The sequence below is a fragment of the Natrinema halophilum genome (genome assembly GCF_013402815.2).
Classification (GTDB): Archaea; Halobacteriota; Halobacteria; order Halobacteriales; family Natrialbaceae; genus Natrinema; species Natrinema halophilum.
On the sequence record NZ_CP058601.1, the window covers coordinates 2,222,289 to 2,236,641 of the forward strand.

The 14,353-nt window shown below is 60.8% G+C and carries 13 protein-coding genes; 4 read left to right on the top strand and 9 right to left on the bottom strand.

All coding sequences use genetic code 11. The features are described 5' to 3' along the window. Nucleotides 1–123: 123 nt before the first annotated feature. Nucleotides 124–825: a DUF2270 domain-containing protein gene (locus HYG82_RS31590; RefSeq protein ID WP_179261032.1), complete on the top strand. Its 702-nt coding sequence runs from the start codon at nucleotides 124–126 to the stop codon at nucleotides 823–825. Nucleotides 826–971: 146 nt separating this feature from the next. Here the strand turns inward: HYG82_RS31590 and HYG82_RS31595 are convergent, their stop codons facing one another. The 3 genes from HYG82_RS31595 to HYG82_RS31605 all read right to left on the bottom strand — a co-directional run bounded on the left by HYG82_RS31595 (nucleotide 972) and on the right by HYG82_RS31605 (nucleotide 2,937). Continuing rightward, a complete protein-coding gene (locus HYG82_RS31595; RefSeq protein WP_179261033.1) occupies nucleotides 972–2,087 on the bottom strand; it encodes an MBL fold metallo-hydrolase in 1,116 nt (371 codons plus the stop codon). A gap of 231 nt (nucleotides 2,088–2,318) precedes the next feature. Beyond that, nucleotides 2,319–2,525: a helix-turn-helix transcriptional regulator gene (locus tag HYG82_RS31600; protein ID WP_179261034.1), complete on the bottom strand. Its 207-nt coding sequence runs from the start codon at nucleotides 2,523–2,525 to the stop codon at nucleotides 2,319–2,321. Nucleotides 2,526–2,541: 16 nt separating this feature from the next. Continuing rightward, nucleotides 2,542–2,937, bottom strand: coding sequence for a DUF2178 domain-containing protein (locus HYG82_RS31605; protein WP_179261035.1), 396 nt, complete (start codon nucleotides 2,935–2,937; stop codon nucleotides 2,542–2,544). Nucleotides 2,938–3,619: 682 nt separating this feature from the next. Between HYG82_RS31605 and HYG82_RS31610 the strand changes: the two genes are divergently transcribed. Continuing rightward, nucleotides 3,620–4,501 (top strand): RNA ligase family protein, encoded by an 882-nt coding sequence (locus tag HYG82_RS31610; protein ID WP_179261036.1) that lies wholly within the window; start codon nucleotides 3,620–3,622, stop codon nucleotides 4,499–4,501. Nucleotides 4,502–4,570: 69 nt separating this feature from the next. Here the strand turns inward: HYG82_RS31610 and HYG82_RS31615 are convergent, their stop codons facing one another. Next, the gene (locus HYG82_RS31615; protein ID WP_179261037.1) at nucleotides 4,571–5,995 is read right to left on the bottom strand and encodes a PKD domain-containing protein; all 1,425 of its coding nucleotides are present in this window, start codon (nucleotides 5,993–5,995) and stop codon (nucleotides 4,571–4,573) included. 313 nt (nucleotides 5,996–6,308) lie between these two features. On the opposite strand from HYG82_RS31615, the gene HYG82_RS31625 reads away from it, so the two are divergent. Both HYG82_RS31625 and HYG82_RS31630 read left to right on the top strand, forming a co-directional pair. After that, a complete protein-coding gene (locus HYG82_RS31625; RefSeq protein WP_179261038.1) occupies nucleotides 6,309–8,186 on the top strand; it encodes a PINc/VapC family ATPase in 1,878 nt (625 codons plus the stop codon). A gap of 466 nt (nucleotides 8,187–8,652) precedes the next feature. After that, nucleotides 8,653–8,823, top strand: a complete 171-nt coding sequence (locus tag HYG82_RS31630) for a hypothetical protein (protein ID WP_179261039.1) — start codon at nucleotides 8,653–8,655, stop codon at nucleotides 8,821–8,823. A 95-nt stretch (nucleotides 8,824–8,918) separates the two neighbouring features. Here the strand turns inward: HYG82_RS31630 and HYG82_RS31635 are convergent, their stop codons facing one another. From HYG82_RS31635 to HYG82_RS31655, 5 genes are all read right to left on the bottom strand, one after another. Continuing rightward, on the bottom strand, nucleotides 8,919–10,190 hold the full coding sequence (locus tag HYG82_RS31635; protein ID WP_179261040.1) for an RNA-guided endonuclease InsQ/TnpB family protein: 1,272 nt from the start codon (nucleotides 10,188–10,190) through the stop codon (nucleotides 8,919–8,921). 229 nt (nucleotides 10,191–10,419) lie between these two features. Next, nucleotides 10,420–11,490 (bottom strand): Brp/Blh family beta-carotene 15,15'-dioxygenase, encoded by a 1,071-nt coding sequence (locus HYG82_RS31640; protein WP_179261041.1) that lies wholly within the window; start codon nucleotides 11,488–11,490, stop codon nucleotides 10,420–10,422. After that, entirely contained in the window at nucleotides 11,480–12,262 is a 783-nt protein-coding gene (locus tag HYG82_RS31645) for a lycopene cyclase domain-containing protein (RefSeq protein WP_179261042.1), read from the bottom strand. The genes HYG82_RS31640 and HYG82_RS31645 overlap by 11 nt, the downstream gene beginning before the upstream one ends. A 181-nt stretch (nucleotides 12,263–12,443) precedes the next feature. Further along, nucleotides 12,444–13,319 (bottom strand): bacteriorhodopsin, encoded by an 876-nt coding sequence (locus HYG82_RS31650; RefSeq protein ID WP_179261043.1) that lies wholly within the window; start codon nucleotides 13,317–13,319, stop codon nucleotides 12,444–12,446. Between the two features lie 246 nt (nucleotides 13,320–13,565). After that, nucleotides 13,566–14,291, bottom strand: coding sequence for a bacteriorhodopsin (locus HYG82_RS31655; RefSeq protein WP_179261044.1), 726 nt, complete (start codon nucleotides 14,289–14,291; stop codon nucleotides 13,566–13,568). Nucleotides 14,292–14,353: the final 62 nt, after the last annotated feature.

Sequence of the window (14,353 nt, forward strand, 5' to 3'; positions counted from 1 at the left end):
CGACGACCACCGATATTCATACGAAACGTGGACGGACGATCAAAGGAAGGCTGGATAAGCGACCAGAGGAAGGCTGGGTGAGTGCCCAAATCCAGTTAAATACCTCTCTCGTATACCGAACCGATGAGCGATAGTTCGAGCAACGAGGTCGATGCAACCGACCAGGAGCATCGCGAAGTTGGACGGGGACTTCTCGACGAGGAGATGGGGCCCAGCGGGGCGATGGCCCACCTGTACCGGGGTGAAATCCACCGAATGCGCTTCTGGCGCGAACGCCTCGATCGCACGACGAACTGGGCCGTCATCATCCTGGCAGCCCTCCTCACGTGGGCGTTCTCGAGCGAATCGAACCCACACTACGTACTGCTGGCCGGATCGACGGTACTCTGTGTCTTTATGACGATCGAGGCGCGACGATACCGAGGATACGATATCTGGCGGTCGCGAATGCGGACGCTACAGAAGAACGTCTTCGCGTACGGCCTCGACCCCTCACAGGGGCTAGAAGACCAGGACTGGCGGGCGAAACTGAGCAAAGACTACCGGGAGCCACGGCTCAAAATTTCGCGGACGGAAGCCATCGCTCATCGACTTCGCCGGGTCTATCTTCCGCTGGTTACCATCATACTCGGTGCGTGGGTCCTTCGAATCACGGCGTTTGCGGACGTTTCGTGGCCAGCGAGTGCGATGATCGGCGTCATTCCAGGGACCGTCGTCACGGCCACGGTCTTCTTAAGCTACATCGCGTTGTTCGCCATCGCGCTCAACAGAAAGACGTGGCACGCCGAAACGGAACTGATGACTGAGGACCTCCGAAATAAGTAGCCACAATCGACCACAGCGCGTATCGGATGTCGACCGCCTCGAGCGGTCAGACATTCGAGGCTGGCCCGTCACCGTCGAACTAACACGGGAGACGGGTACCACCGTTGTGGCAACCGTCGCACGTCCGGTGTCGTCCTGTCGGACGGTTAGCTCGCAGCGCAGTTGTTCGGTCCCAGTTCGAGATCTGCCGCCTCGTCGGTTAGCGGTTCTTTCCCCCAGTTGATGGCCTTGATCTGGTTGTAGTTCGCCGGTTCGTCGGAGAGGGCGTCGACGATGGTCTCGACGAACTCCGTACGGTCGTCGACGGCGACAAGTTCGTTGTCCGCCTCGAGGTCGCCGAGCGTCGTCGCGAGCGGACGGATCTCTTCGTCGCTCATGTGTCCAGGAAGGACGACCGTTTCGTCCGATAGACCAGTGAGCCGATCGAGGCTGTCGAAGAGTTCGGCGGCGGCCTCGCGGACGTCCGTCTCGTCGCTCCCCTCGAGGTCGGGCCGACCAACGCTGCGGATGAATAGTGTGTCTCCAGAGAGCAGGGCGTCGTCCCAGGTGAGCGAGACGCTTCCGGGCGTGTGACCCGGGGTATGCATTACCTCGAGTTCTCGATCACCGACGGCGATGGTGTCACCGTCTTCGATCGCGGCGTACTCGTCGAGGTCGGCGGCATCGGTCGGATGGAGGTAGTACGGAACGTCGAGTTCGGCGGCGAGAGGTCGGCCGCCGCTGACGTGATCCGCGTGTGCGTGCGTGTCGACTGCCGCGACGATCTCGACATCGTGATCGTCGGCGACGGATCGATACTCGTCGAGGTAGAGACTGGGGTCGACGACGACGCCTTCGTCGCCGTCGTAGACGAGATAGGAGAGACAACCCGTTCCGGGCCGGACGATCTGTGTCACGCCATCGACGTCCTCGAGTTCGTAGGTGACGTGGACGCGTCCCCAGCCGTTCATCCCGTCGTCCATCGATTTGGCATCGTACCCGCGTTCTCGGAGGAATTCCGCGGCGTGAGCCGACGTGATGCCCGCCACACAGACAATGGCGATCTCTTTGTCCGTCGGGATATCGTCGAGGGCGTCCTCGAGGCCGCCGAGCTTCCCATCGAGCAGTTCATCGTAGATGGGGAGATTGTGGCTGTTTTCTACCTGCCACTCCTCGTAGTCGCCTTCGTTTCGGACGTCGAGAATGAACAGATCCTCGTCGTCTCGCCTTGCAGCCACTTCTTCGGGGCTTATCGTCGGATCAGCGTGTTTAGTATTGCTCATTACACCCAATACTATGGGATAGTACCAGAAAAGTCTACCGCCGCTCTGGAAATGAGCGAAACACGCCACTTCGCGATCGAACTCGAACTCAGTTCATGTATGGCTGGCATTCCGGTCGATCGAGCTGGCCGACGATTCCCCTCTCCGGGGAAATCCGCACCGGGCAGAGAAAAGACAGAGAGGAGCAACCAGTATACGCGAAACGAACGGAACCAGACCGATCCTCGGAGGCTACGTGTCTTCGTCAGGGTGGTACGTAAAGATATCCTCGATCCGGCAATCGAAATATGCAGCCAGTTTGAACGCCAATTCGAGGCTCGGATCGTACCTATCTCGTTCGATCGAGTTAATCGTCTGTCGTGTGACGTCCACTTCGTCGGCGAGCGCTTCCTGAGTGAGGTCTTCCCTGGCCCGCCACACCTTGAGGTTGTTCTGCATAGGTTATCACGCTCGGTCAGAATTTTCGTTTGTACCAGAGCCTCGAGACGACAAGTATGAGAGTTCCGAAGACCCAAAGCGAGGCGACGATCCCGGAGGAATCCATCGGGAGTCGATACTCTCCGGACTCCTGTATGCCGCCAATCGCGAGAAGGGTCAACAGCCAATACACCGCCCAGAAAGCGACGTATCCCGACCGATAACGGATGTGCATGCTTCGTTCGTCGTACTGACTGGTGCTCTTGTCGTGTAGATACCACCCAAATCCACCGGCAGACAGCATTCCACCACCCAACGTGAGCCACGCATTCGGCTGTTGTAACAGCGCCGTTCTCCCATAGAGAGCGGCCAGCGAAACGATCATACCGATCGATACGACTCCAACTAACGCGTCCCGTTTTGTGGTCGCCATTCTATGTAAAGTATGCATTACATCATGTATTAATTCTTTTCCAAAAAGTCCTAAATTAGATCTGTGCTTAGCCACTCGGATATTGATCGCGATGCGGTGGACCGTTCACAATGCGTGACTTGGCCTCCTGAGAATTGGTTCAGCGCCGTCTCTCCTGGTTGCTGTGCACCTCAAATTCGAGTCATGGTCGGATGAGCAGCACCGTCGACATCGCCATTGTTCCCCGGCGTGCTCGCCCAGTTGCTTTCGTACGCACCGTCTCCTCTGTCGTCCGTCGTAATCGCAGTGTTGCTTGCGCTCGGTCGACACCTCGTACAGGACATCGATGAGATGTCGAGTGGGATCGAGAGTAGCGGCCGGCAGAAGGCCGTGTTCGGGATCGATGGCGAATCAGTGGAAAATCAACGCTTTCAGACCGATCGATAGGAGAGATAGTGCTTCTCCGCCGTATTCTCGTGGAAACGACGAACGACCCCAGAACGGACCGTGCAGTCGCTGGTCTCGAAGACGATCGGATTGCGGCTGCCGGACGCCCTCACGGCCCGTATGGGGGCATCGATCACTCCGAAGTGAACGACGAGTGGGAAGCAACTACAAGGGCGAGGCACAAGTACCCGATACGACACGCTGTTCGAGCCCCGAAGAGAGATCCGCCGTCGCCCGACACGATACACTCCCACGAATGAAAGATTTTCCATCGATTCCACACGTTACGAACGCTCCCGACCAACTCTTCGACGAGGGGCACCTGTGGCTCCTCGAGAAAGTCGACGGCGAGAATTTCCGGTTCCGGCTCCAGCAGTCCGGTCTCATCACGTTCGGAGATCGCAGTCGCACGTACGACGATCCCGATGCCGTCCCAGACGCGTACCAGCACGCCGTCCGCCACGTCCGAGAAAATCTCGATCGTGAGTCGCTTCGACGCGCCGTCACCGACGTAGAGGACGTCGTCTTTTTCGGCGAGGCGATGCATCACCACACAATCGAGTACGAGTGGGAGCGGACACCCTCGTTCCTTGGATTTGACGTCTGGTCGGTCGATACGGCCGAATTTCGGCCCCCCGACGCAGTTGAGGCAATCTTCGAGCGCCTGGGACTCCAGCCAGTGAACGTCTTCGAACGAGAGCGCCGTCCGCGGGATTTCGATGTCGACTCGTATACCGTCCCCCGGTCGAACTGGTACGATGGTCCCGCCGAAGGCGTGGTTATCCGAAACAAACGAGGGCACCGCGCAAAGCTACTCCATCCTGACTATCGAGAAGTCGACGAAACGGTTTCCGTCGATGCAACGGCGGCGGAACTCGCGGCGAAATATGCGACTCGTCGGCGCTTCGAGAAACTCGCAGCCAAACTCACGGATCGAGGGCGACCCGTAACCGTCGAATCGCTGTACGAACTGGCCCTCGAGGATATTCTGCGCGAGGCACACAAACAACTGCACCACAGCGAGGGGGCTGCAGAATCGGAGACGTTCCGCTCCGAGGTGGCCGCACTGACACGAGAATTTCTCGAAGAGCGAAACGGCGAATCGCGGTCGCAAGCGCAGGACCGTTCGTCGCGGTGAAAGACGACGGAGTTCGCAGCGTTGGGCGAACACGACGTGGCGACGTATCGTGACGGTCCTCGGGCGCTACTACCCGCTCGTGCTGGTAAAGTCGTTGAACGCCTCGGAGAACTCGAACGGGTCCTGATCGATCCCGCTGTGGACGCCGGACAGTCCGTCGCCGGGTCTGTCACGTTCGACCGACCAGAACGACAGGAGCCCGATGTCGTTTTTCTCGGCGTAGTCGCGGACTTCGTTGGCGTCGGCCGGGCGGAACGGGCCGCCGGAGTTCTGAACGCCGATCATCGGCGTGATGCCGATCATATCGTACAGTTCCGCGTCCGACCTGTCGGGAAGCCACTCCTGGAGCTGACTGAGGGTCCCCTCGGCACACTGGATACAGTGTTCGGCACTGGTTCGGACCCAGCCCCAGTTCATCGTCATCAGGTTGACGAACTCGATGTCGACGCCGTTGTCGATCGCGTTCGTGACGATCTCGGTGTCCGCGATGCCATTGACTCGCGTGCGAACTGTGTAGGAAACGTGTACCTCCGGACGGCGGTCCTGCAGGATCGCAAGCGCGCGATTTCGCCGGTCCACGACGTTCGGATCGGGCGCCTCGTCGTCGACGTCGAGGTACGGACAGTTGTACTCGTCGACGATGGACTCGAACGTGTCGGCGAGCGCAGCCGGATCGTCGTAATCGGAAGCGAGGTAGTTACCCGTCGCACCGCCGAAGGAGAGGACGACCTGTCCGTCCTGCGACTGGAGGTCGCGAATCTGGTCCCCGAACGGACTCTCGCCGACGGCCAGGTTGGGATTCCCGTCCCAGGCGGGCGTCCCATCGCCGGTCCCCAGAATGAACGCCAGATGGAAGTACTTCGTTCCGGCCTGATCAGCCCACTCGGTGAGCGCCGTGTCCCGAGCAGTACTCACGTGGTGATAGGGGGCGAACACGCTGTCGGGTATACGACCCGGGTCTGCCGGTTGCGACGAATCGGCTGGTTCGACTGAGACGACAACCGAATCGGAGTCCGTCTGCCCGGTGGTATCGGTAACGGTCAGTTCGACGGTGTAGTCACCAGCCGACTCGAAGCCATGGGTGACGGCCTCGCCGGTCGCCTCGGACTCGTCGCCGAGAGACCAGTCGAACGTCTCGAGGTCGCCCACCGATTCGCTCGCGTCGACCGTGATTTCCTGACCTGGTTCGGGAGACTGTTCACTGACGGTGAACGTAGCGGTCGGTCCGTTCGGCGGTTCGGGTTCAGGGTCAGCGGTTCCATCGCCGGCCCGTTTCCAGGGCCCCCATTGGCCACCGGTACCCGGCTCGTTACCGCGGACCCACCACTTGGCCTCCCAGACCACTCCCTGGTGAGTGACCCGATCCCCGGCCGTGTAGACGGTCTCTGGATCCCAGGCGGGCGGTGATTGCGCCCCGCTTACGGTATTTGCCCCGGCCAGTCCGGCGGTAAGTGCTGCTGCTGTTCGAATTAGATTTCGGCGTGTTGGTTTCATCTGTCTGCTGCTGGTCGTAGGTGAGTATTCGTCGACAATCGGTACGGCTCGTTCGCGTCGAGCGGAGGATGGGTATCTAAATTGATCCGTAGGTATCGTTCGCACAATACGATTTGTAATTAATAAAAATTACTTTAATTTTATGTGGTAAATGGGCTGCAGTGACACGATATGAAGAGGTTTGCCGCTGACACGTCGATTGACCGATTCGAACGAACGTCGAAACTGGGGGACGAACGGACGAATGATTGGGTGGCACGGTACCGAACGGAAGGTCCGCACCCTTATACGGTCACACGACCAAGCACATCGTATGAACGTCGTCCCGGATACGAGCGTGGTCATCGACGGCCGCGTCTCGGCGACCATCGAAGACGGGCAGTTCGAGGGAGCGACGATTTGCGTCCCGGAGGCAGTCGTCGCGGAACTCGAGGCGCAGGCGAACGACGGTATCGACAGCGGCTGGGACGGCCTCGAGGAACTACAGCGGCTGGCGGACCTGGCCGACGAGGGGGAGATCGACCTCGAGTACGTCGGTGAGCGACCCAGCGCCATCGAACGAGGTCACGCCTCCGAGGGCGAAATCGACGCCCTGATCCGCGATCTCGCGGAGGATCTCGAGGCTACCTTCATCACCAGCGACATCGTCCAATCGGAGGTTGCACGGGCAAAGGGGCTCGACGTGGAATACGTCTCGCCCGAGGTCCGCGATGTGGGAACGCTGACCGTCGAGGAGTTCTTCGACGATCAGACGATGAGCGTCCACCTCAAAACTGACGCCGTACCGAAAGCCAAACGTGGCGAACTCGGGGCGATGCACTACGAGTCGATCGCCGACGAGCCACTCGACGAAGCGACGATGGACGAATACGCGCGCGAAATCGTCGACGCCGCAAAGGAAGCGGCCGGTGGCTTTATCGAGCTCTCGGAGCCGGGGATGAAGATCGTCCAGTTTCGCGACTACCGCATCGCCATCGGCCGGCCGCCGTTTTCCGACGGCATCGAGATCACGGCAGTCCGCCCCATCGCCCAGACTACCATCGAGGACTACGAGTACGCCGACGAGTTAAAAGACCGGCTTCTCGAGCGTCAACGCGGCGTCCTCATTTCGGGAGCGCCCGGAGCAGGGAAGTCGACGTTCGCGCAAGCGGTCGCCCACTACATCGCAGATCACGATTACTCCGTCAAAACGATGGAGAAACCGCGGGACCTGCAAGTCGGTCCCGACATTACCCAGTATACGGAACTGGGCGGCGACATGGCCAAAACGGCGGACGCGCTGTTGATGGTTCGGCCAGATTACACAATCTACGACGAGGTGCGCAAGACGAACGACTTCGAGGTGTTCGCGGACATGCGCCTGGCCGGCGTCGGCATGATCGGTGTCGTTCACGCGACCAGACCGATCGACGCGCTCCAGCGACTCGTCGGCCGCGTCGAACTCGGGATGATCCCGCAGGTCGTCGACACCGTCGTCTACATCGAAGCCGGAACGGTCGAAACCGTCTACGACGTCAGGACCGAGGTCAAAGTGCCCGCGGGCCTCACAGAGGAGGATCTCGCTCGACCCGTCATCCAGGTGACGAACTTCCAGACGGACGAACCCGAGTACGAGATCTACACGTTCAACCGGCAGGTCGTCACCGTCCCGCTCAAAGACGACGATGGAGGGCCCGCCAGCGAGTCGGGCGTCGACCGCATCGCCAAGCAAGAGATCGAACGCGAAATTCGCTCCGTCGCCCGCGGCTACGTCGACGTCCAACTCAAGAGCCAGGATACGGCCGTCGTCTACGTCGAGGAAGACGACATCTCGACCGTCATCGGCAAAGGCGGCGGCCGAATCACCGACATCGAGAACCGACTCGGAATCGACATCGACGTCCGGACCCACGACGAGAATCCCAACTACGGTTCCGGTGCGGGCGGAGCCAGCGGAGCCGATGCGAACGACAGCGGTGGCGGCGGGCAGGCCGGTCAGATGGTCCAGCCCGAGATTACCTCGAGGCACATCGTCATCCCCGTCGACGGCAATCACGGCGAAACCGTCGAGATCCAGGCCGCCGGCGACTACCTCTTTACGGCGACGGTGAGCCGCGGCGGCGAAATTCAGGTGTCGCGGGGCAGCGCGATCGCCGAGGAACTCGAGCGTGCAATCGATCGCAAAGCGCCGATTACGGTCGTCCCGTCGTAAGCGACCAACCGCGATCGAACGAAGTGAGTGAGCGGCTCTTTTTTGGTGCAGGTTTTTTGGAGGAGCGGGTCGCGAGCGATGCGAGCGAGCCCGACGAGAAAAAAGGTGCGTGTGTGAGATTCAGGTGTCGCGGGGCAGCGCGATCGCCGAGGAACTCGAGCGTGCAATCGATCGCAAAGCGCCGATTACGGTCGTCCCGTCGTAAGCGACCAACCGCGATCGAACGAAGTGAGTGAGCGGCTCTTTTTTGGTGCAGGTTTTTTGGAGGAGCGGGTCGCGAGCGATGCGAGCGAGCCCGACGAGAAAAAAGGTGCGTGTGTGAGATTCAGGTGTCGCGGGGCAGCGCGATCGCCGAGGAACTCGAGCGTGCAATCGATCGCAAAGCGCCGATTACGGTCGTCCCGTCGTAAGCGACCAACCGCGATCGAACGAAGTGAGTGAGCGGCTCTTTTTTGGTGCAGGTTTTTTGGAGGAGCGGGTCGCGAGCGATGCGAGCGAGCCCGACGAGAAAAAAGGTGCGTGTGTGAGATTCAGGTGTCTCGTAGGTATCACACAGGAGTTACGCAGCATCGCGATCGCCGAGGAACTCGAGCGTGCAATCGATCGCAAGGTGCCGATCACCGTCGTGTCGTCGTGACGGGCCCGGAACAAAACGAGGCGAGGCCGCCACGGTGGATGGGTCGGTCAACCGCCTCGGGGTCAAGCCCCGAGGCTTGTCAGTGGACTCCCGTTCTAACCGAGTAGCTCGGTAGGCGTGTAGTCGCCGTTCACGTTCAGCGTCCCTGACTTGAGGGCTAGTTGACTGGTAGCCCATCCACCGCAAGACTTCTGCCCGCGATGGATATACCCGCAATACCGATTAGCGATATTCTTCGCCGCGTTGTAATCCGCATTCACCTCATACCCACACGACTGACACGCAAACTGCTTGTCGTCACGATTGTCCTCGTGGGTGAAACCACAGTTCGAACACCGCTGTGATGTGTACGCAGGATTTACCGTGTCCACGAACAACTCCGTGGACTCGACCTTGTACTCCACGAGTTCCACGAACTTTGCGTACGCCCACTGCTGGAACTTCGACCCATTAGCGATGTTCTCGCGGATATGCGTCAGGCTCTCGAAAATGATGCCGTCCACATCCACGTCTTGCGCTTCCTCGATGAGGTCGTTCGCACGGTTGTGGAGCCAGTCCAACGACCAATCTCTGAACTTGCTGCCGATGGACTGGATGGTGAGGTGTGCCGACCGCGTTCCCGTCTGTTGCAGGCGGGCACGGCGTTGCTCGTACTGGTCGCGCTTGTGGGTGAGGTAGTCTGCGCTGCCGATGAACTCTCCCGTGGAGGTGACGGTGAACGCGCCAGTCACGTTCAAGTCCACGCCGAGAACCACTCCGTTCTCAGGGGGGCCATCACGTGACTCACATTCTTGGCGTCCGCTTGCGTCAACCTCGTAGTTGGGGTTCTTCAAGGTGACGTGCAGGTAGAACGTGTCGTCCTGCTCGTCGTACTGGAGCGTGGCACTCGATGCATCCCACGCCTTACTCTCATAGTACCTGCCGAACGGCGTGTCCTCGCGCTCCTCTTCGGGTGGGAGGACGTATTCGGCGGTGACTCTACCGTTCGGCGTGGAGAGCGTGGCATGGTCGTCGTTGAATGTTGCGGAGCGTTTGTCGTAGACGACGCTCCACGAATCGAACTCTGGTCGGCTCGTCTTCTCTCCCTGCTTGAGTTTCTCGACGCCACCTTTGACGGCTTCGATGGCGCGGCGGATGCCTTTCTGAACGAGGTTTGCGGTGAGGTCGGTTTCCTCGCGCAACTCGCTGTAGAGGGCGTCTTCGGCTTTGCTCTTGTTGGTGATGCAGAAGTCGTCGTAACGCCACGCCCATTCGCTGGTGCGGTTGGCGCAGTGCAGGAATTGAGTTTTGGTTTGATGGAGGTCGCCACGACGCTCTTCGGGCACGTTGAGTTTGATGGGCACGGTACGTCGTGGCGCGTCGTCCATCCGTGATTCACATTACCTTCTGCTGCCTTATAATAGTTTATGCGTAATGGGGAGTCACCCTTGCCATCGGGCGTGGTTTGTCGAATCGAGTGTCGGCTTCCTCCCCGACCTCGAGGGTCGGGGCATCCGCCTCGTACTGCCTGTGAAACGAGCGGCGTCATCGTCGGATTCAGAACGATCCGGCTCGGCGAAGGGGTCCCCCGGGGCCGCCCATCGGGCGGGTCGCGGGTCAGTCCGTCGGGTCCCAGATTCGCTGTTCTCGGTCGAGTAGCGTGACGACAACGACGTGAGGGGGGGTTAGTACGGCTATCGTGACCAGATAGAGCGCGACGACGTCGGGGACGGTCGCGGGCGTCTGCGGAACGGTGAGTCCGATCGCGACGAATATCACCAGTCCGCCGGCGGTCGGGAGCATCGCATCGCGGGAGAACCGGCGACAGGCATCGGAGATTGCACCGCGATCGAGCGCAGACCGGGCGACCGGGTCGACGAGCATCGTCCGGAGGACGTGCCGGAGGGAGTGCCAGAAACAGAAGTACAGGCCGATCGCCAGAACCGGCGGCACCACCGCGAAGTACGCGACGAGTCCAAGCGTCTCCGTCAGATCGACGAGCCACGCCCCCCGATCGTCTCTCCCCGCCCGGATGAGGCCGACGAGTAACGCGAGAGCGATACCCGTACCGACACCGATCGCTAAAGCAGTCCGAAGCGTCGGTGAGACTACTCGTACCACCCTCGCGGCCGAACCGGGAGCGAACGTGCCCACGAGCGTCTCCGCGACGGACGCGTACCGCTCGGGGAACGCGATCAGCGGAACGAGCATCGGAATTCCGCCGCGAACGATGAGCGCGAGCAGACGGTCCGCCCGGGTCTCGAGATAGTCGGCACCGACGAAGGCGAGGAGCGCGTAAACATCGCCTTGCCCCCAGTGGACGAGCGTACCGAGGACGAACAGGGCGAACGCGGCGGCGGGGGCGAGCCACCAGAAGACTGCGTATGCCGTGCCGACGAAGAGATAGAGGACGCACACGAACCCGACCGAGCGCGCGGTGACGGGGGCACCGCGGGCCCGCGGTAGCACGAGATGGTCGACGGCCCCGTGAGGCAACCCGAGGACGACGACGCTGAGCAGGAGTGGAACGTACTGGTAGACGAATCGGGGCGAACCGGCGACGGCCGTGATCGATATCGAGACACCGACCGTGAGCAGCCCGCATCCGAGACTCAGGCGAGCGGCTCGCCGTCGGGCGCCGTCCCGTCCGCGAGCGGTCCTCCCGCGAGGGATCGAATCACCGGTCATCAGAACGCGCGTCGAGTCGGCTTAATGTCCCCGCCGGTGACGGGAGTTCGTGGACGTGCTCGAGCAGCCATACGTACATGACGATCCCCTGAACGACGAACACGTTCGTCACGAGGAAGAACAGCGCTTCCTCGACGGGAAGCCCCAGCAGCGTGTACCCGACGGTGTGCGCGTCCGAAATGACCCAGATGCCGAGTGCGATCGCGATTCGATCGACGACCCAGAGGTATAGCGTCGGAACGCTAATAGCGACCAGCACTGACTGACGAGTATCCCAGAGGTACGTGATGCCAAACCCCCACTGGATGGCGAGAACCGGTCCGGCCCAGGCCAACAGCCACCCGAGGTAGTACGTTGAGGTGCCGCCTATCAGCATCCAGCCGGCGGCAACGAGGGCCAGGCCGCTGAAAACCCCCCAGAGGCGATGAGCGAGAGAGATGCCCAACGATCGATCGATGGCCGGTGGGTCCTGAAACAACCAGAACGCGGTCAGCGTCGTCTGGAGAACGAAAAAGAGGTACTCCTCGATCGGGGTATGCCAGACGGTCGCAACGACCGCACCCTCGCCGTACCACCAGACTCCCGCGGGAATCAAACGATTGGTCAACGGCGTCGTGTAGATGACCGCGAGCGCGATCAGAATACTGAGTCCGGAAAGCGGCCGAACACCCCACCAGGCCCGATCGCGTCGCCGAGCGACGCGGTATAGAATCAGTATCGGCGGCACGATGAACGCCAGGAGAACGCCGAAGTACGTGATAGGGACGGTCATAAGCGGTACAACGCGTGTCGTGGGTACTTCCTGCGAAGTAGCGGGCCGTGCCGGAAGACGGTCCGTCGGAGAGGGAGTCTCGCGCCGACGGAGGGTACGGTTCGACCGTGGATTCCCCCTCGGGACATCTTCCGACGGGGCCGCGGGAGTCGAGCGTCGAAGCGGTCCTGAAACATTCGATTCAATCGTCAGGCGTCGTCGGCCCCGAGATACTGGCGCCGTAGTCCGTGCCGCCGGTGATCGTATCCGGTTCCTCGACGACGTAGGACATGGCAACGAACGTGACGATGTATTTCGTCACGATATCGAGAAGGCTGTAGCCCCACGAGGTGACCGCGACGTCCAGGATGGCGAACCCTTCGACGCCGAGCGCCCAGAGGATCGGATAGCCGAACCAGCCGACTACTGTGAGGAACTTGAGCGTGCGGAACAGATCGCCGGTTCCCGCCCGCTTTGCCTCCGCGGTCCAGTCGACGAGAATGACGTACACGATCACGAGGAAGAAGATCGAACCCAGCACGAACCACCACCAGCGGAGCACCAGCGAGGACGTCGTCAGTGCGGCCGCCAGGCCGGTGACACACATCGCAATCGTAAACGCACTGGACGTGAGGATCTTCGTCCAGTTCGACCCCGCGATCATCCCGAGCGCGATCAGGATGAACGGCGTAGAGAACGTCCACGTGAGATATCGTCCCCACATCGTCAGGACTCCGTTCTCGCCGGCCGTCGTCGCACCCGCGGCCGGATGACCCGCCGGCATCTCGAGGACGCTCAGCGTCAATCCCGACGCGAGTCCCGTGTAACTCGAGATCGAAACGACCGAGATCAGCATCAGAACTGTCGCGATCGCCTTCGATCTGGGATCGGTCAGGTTCCGTCCGAGATAGGCGATCCCGAGGATCGTGATACCCGCGAGCGCGATGTTGATCACGAACGACAACGCGAGCAGGGTATTGTCGCCGCCGAAGACGTACTCGAACAGCTCCGCGTCGGTCATCCCGTTTTGGAGGGCGACGTGACCTGATCGAAATCCGGCTGCGACTAGTGACTGCATCGATACTGGTTACGTCAATCTCGCAATACATAAACGGGTTTCCAGTCCGAGACGGAGACTCACGGCCGTTGAGCCGTAAGTGCCGTAAAGTGTCTACTGGCGATGGCGATCAACTGGCGGATGGGCACTTGGCGGGACCGGTAGAAAGCAGGTCGAGTTGTCGGTTCGGTCGGCGGACGGTCGGAGGATTAGGCGACGCATCGGACGGTCGGGAAGGCGACAGTCAGGGGACGATACTGGTGTGGTTCAGGTCGGTGTCGCGGTCGGTGCGGTCGCCCGTTCCAGGACGGAGCGACTTCGGAGCAGGAGGACGCCGAAACCGACTTTCGCCGAGAGATCGAGGATCATGAACGCGGCAGTCTCCCAGTATAGCGGAAGGATGCCGAAGGTGCCCTCAGTTCCGAGAAGCCAGACGACTGGGTAGAGCAACCAGAGCGCGATGAGCAGGTTTCGCAACGTGCCGAACAGGGACGCGACGTCCGACGTGCGATTTCGGGCGGTCTTGGAAAGCGTTCCAACCAGGAAGTACAGGAGGGCGAGCAGGGCACCGGTGCTGATACCCCACCAGGCGATTCGGGTTGGCGGTGTCGTCGCGAACGCCGCGATCGTCCCGGTTCCGATCATGAACACGTCGAGACCGAGCAACGTTGCGATCGTGTTGCGATCGGCTCCCGCCAACAGCGAGAGGTCAAGGAGCAAAAGCGGCGTCGTGAAGATCCAGTCGGCGTACCGTGCCCAGTAAATCGTGAGCGCCTCGTCGCCGACGGTGACCTCAGTGACGCCGAAACCCGTCGCCATCGCGAAGTACATCACGGCGGCGATGGACGTCACGAATATCGTGATGATGTAGAACTCCTGCATCTTGGGGTCACGCACACCGCGTCCCCGGCCGATGAAGTAGAGCGTTCCGAGTGTCATTCCGATCGTTCCGATCCACAGCCACAGAGATTCTGGACCGACTGGAGTGGCCATAGCCATCACTAACACCTCTCGGATAAATACCGTCTCCCATACCGAGACTGAATGTCATCGAG

What these genes read in the sequence shown, in the direction of transcription:
- HYG82_RS31605 (WP_179261035.1), bottom strand. Translation starts at nt 2,937, where the DNA reads ATGGCGACCACAAAACGGGACGCGTTAGTTGGAGTCGTATCGATCGGT.
- HYG82_RS31615 (WP_179261037.1), bottom strand. Translation starts at nt 5,995, where the DNA reads ATGAAACCAACACGCCGAAATCTAATTCGAACAGCAGCAGCACTTACC.
- HYG82_RS31625 (WP_179261038.1), top strand. Translation starts at nt 6,309, where the DNA reads ATGAACGTCGTCCCGGATACGAGCGTGGTCATCGACGGCCGCGTCTCG.
- HYG82_RS31600 (WP_179261034.1), bottom strand. Translation starts at nt 2,525, where the DNA reads ATGCAGAACAACCTCAAGGTGTGGCGGGCCAGGGAAGACCTCACTCAG.
- HYG82_RS31645 (WP_179261042.1), bottom strand. Translation starts at nt 12,262, where the DNA reads ATGACCGTCCCTATCACGTACTTCGGCGTTCTCCTGGCGTTCATCGTG.
- HYG82_RS31640 (WP_179261041.1), bottom strand. Translation starts at nt 11,490, where the DNA reads ATGACCGGTGATTCGATCCCTCGCGGGAGGACCGCTCGCGGACGGGAC.
- HYG82_RS31610 (WP_179261036.1), top strand. Translation starts at nt 3,620, where the DNA reads ATGAAAGATTTTCCATCGATTCCACACGTTACGAACGCTCCCGACCAA.
- HYG82_RS31655 (WP_179261044.1), bottom strand. Translation starts at nt 14,291, where the DNA reads ATGGCCACTCCAGTCGGTCCAGAATCTCTGTGGCTGTGGATCGGAACG.
- HYG82_RS31650 (WP_179261043.1), bottom strand. Translation starts at nt 13,319, where the DNA reads ATGCAGTCACTAGTCGCAGCCGGATTTCGATCAGGTCACGTCGCCCTC.
- HYG82_RS31590 (WP_179261032.1), top strand. Translation starts at nt 124, where the DNA reads ATGAGCGATAGTTCGAGCAACGAGGTCGATGCAACCGACCAGGAGCAT.
- HYG82_RS31595 (WP_179261033.1), bottom strand. Translation starts at nt 2,087, where the DNA reads ATGAGCAATACTAAACACGCTGATCCGACGATAAGCCCCGAAGAAGTG.
- HYG82_RS31635 (WP_179261040.1), bottom strand. Translation starts at nt 10,190, where the DNA reads ATGGACGACGCGCCACGACGTACCGTGCCCATCAAACTCAACGTGCCC.